Origin of the sequence: Xenorhabdus sp. PR6a, assembly GCF_028599065.1 — a bacterium.
In the GTDB taxonomy this organism is placed as follows: Bacteria; Pseudomonadota; Gammaproteobacteria; order Enterobacterales; family Enterobacteriaceae; genus Xenorhabdus; species Xenorhabdus doucetiae.
Genome location: NZ_JAQRFJ010000155.1, coordinates 1 through 1457 on the forward strand (window position 1 = coordinate 1; position 1457 = coordinate 1457).

Below are 1457 nucleotides of genomic sequence, written 5' to 3' on the forward strand. Positions count from 1 at the left end.
GAGATCAAGAGACTTGGCCAGTAAATAACCTTCAATGAGGGCCTGTAGCATAAACCAGCCTTCCCACAGCCTTTCCCACCCAACGCGACCGTTACGTTTCGAATCATACCAGCCAGCGAGTTTACCCAGACTGATATAGGCCCAGTAGAGGCTTGGGGCTGTTTTAGGGGGCTTTGCCTTCTCCTGCTTCGACCAGAGTAACCTCCACGCCAGTGGACTCAGGAGCGTTTCACAGCTTTGCTGTTCCGCTTCTTTCCTGTTCAAGCCAAGATAGCGCAGTTGATGGACCCGTACGGCGATAAACGCGAGTATGACAACCATTTTTTCCAGGTTATCCTTACTTTGCATTCGCAACCCTTCAACCTGTGTTCCACTGCTTTTCCACGCCTTGTGGAACTCCTCAATCAGCCAGCGTTTTTCATAGTAATCCAGTACCCGTTGGGCCTCTTCCTGATTGTGCACGGGCTCTGACGTCAGCAGGTGCCAACAAAGGGCTTTATCCTGGTTGATTTCCTGACAGGACACATAGTACAGCGCGATCGACTCTCCGGGTTTTTGAACCGGCCTTTTGACGGTCACAGGGGCATAACGGACTTCACAAATAGCCTCGCGCGCCTTGCGATCACCACGCTGGGCAACGTGAACCCTTCTTTCTCCCGCAGGTTGTAAAGCCTCATTAAAGGTGTACAACGTTTCTTCACTTTCTTCCAGACGGCGGTCTTGCATTGAGCGGATAACAAAACGATGTTGATTCATGATCTTATAGGTCAGGTATTCAATGACATCTGACTCACGATCACAGACGCTAATGACCTTCGCCATATCGGGACCCAGACGGGCTGCCATTGCCCGTGAAGCCGCTTCCCACTTATGGCTTTCTTTTTCCTCATAAGCGCGGCTATGACGTTGTTTTTTCTTGCCATAATCCCTGATTTCTCTCACCCAGCGTTTTTGCTCAATCAACCCCACAACGTGTTGTTGACCCGGCGAAAAAAGCAGGACTGAGTGCGCCAGCATTCCCGTGGGTTTTGGGTGGGAAGAGGTATACCCCATCTCGTCCCTGACGGTCTCGTGCGTGAAACTCAGTGTGGTGGTGTCTTCCAGTGCGAGCAGGCAATCATAGGATTTGGCCTGCTCCGCCGTGGCAGCAAAGCCCGCCTCTGCTATCGACCCCGCGTCAATATTTCCATTACGAATAAAGCGATAAGCCGCTTCAATATCGGCCGGTGTTTTTAGCGATTGCACAATCGATTGTCCTATATGATTAGCGAGCGATGATGTGAACTTAACCAAGCGTGTTGTCCGTCGGTAATCGCCTAAATTTGCCCGGGAGAATATGTCTTTTGCCCATTGTTCCGCATCCGTTAAAAACATGCCAGTTTACCTTAATTTATGGTTTTATACTGAGATCTATCATTGAGGCAAACGTTCAAAAAAATCCCTCAATTTTTATTGAA

The 1457-nt window shown here is 49.6% G+C and carries 1 protein-coding gene; it reads right to left on the reverse strand.

Features of this window, described 5'->3' with window-relative positions:
* Positions 1-1374: IS4 family transposase (locus PSI15_RS17975; RefSeq protein WP_273584703.1), on the reverse strand; the 1374-nt coding region annotated here is incomplete at its 3' end.
* Positions 1375-1457: the final 83 nt, after the last annotated feature.